Here is a 504-nt window from a genome sequence, read left to right as displayed (position 1 = left end):
CGGGGACCTCGGGTTCGACAACCGGCTCCACCAACTCAACGTCGGGAGCGTCGGCATCGACAGGTTCCGGAAGCAATTCGTCCCACGCTGCGGCATCCTCAGCATCAGCGGGTGTCTCCGCCGACTCATCACGGGCAGCACCGCCTTTCGCGCAATTCCCCTGTCCGCATTCGCAGTCGAGGTGCGCTCCAGGGACGCCGGTGATCTCCCCGAGGGCGATCACGCGCAGCGATCCCACGCGGCGGGGGTGACGCCCATAGAAAGGTCAGGAGAGCCACACACTGGCGATGTAGACTGGAGCCATACGCCGATCAGCCACTGGGGAGGGGTCCATGATCGAATCCACTGAAGCTCTCGACGCTGGAACTGTCGACGCCGAAGCGGTTTTCGCCGACATCGTCAGCCGACTCAGCGGCCTGCAGTGGAACCCGCAGATGACCGGACCGCAGGCCTTCGGCGCGATGAAGCAAGTCCTGTTGTTGCGGAACCTGGTTGATCATCACG

At 63.9% G+C, this 504-nt stretch carries 2 pseudogenes; one reads left to right on the top strand and one right to left on the bottom strand.

Annotated features, from left to right (window positions below):
• A pseudogene (locus tag P3L18_RS28275) lies at window positions 1-253 on the bottom strand (HNH endonuclease); the annotation flags it as partial.
• 79 nt (window positions 254-332) lie between these two features.
• Between P3L18_RS28275 and P3L18_RS28270 the strand changes: the two are divergent.
• A pseudogene (locus P3L18_RS28270) lies at window positions 333-504 on the top strand (HNH endonuclease); the annotation flags it as partial.

The sequence above is a fragment of the Gordonia sp. N1V genome, from assembly GCF_029269935.1.
GTDB lineage: Bacteria > Actinomycetota > Actinomycetes > Mycobacteriales > Mycobacteriaceae > Gordonia > Gordonia polyisoprenivorans.
Note: the sequence above shows the minus strand (reverse complement) of the source record. Positions and strands in the feature narration are given on the sequence as shown.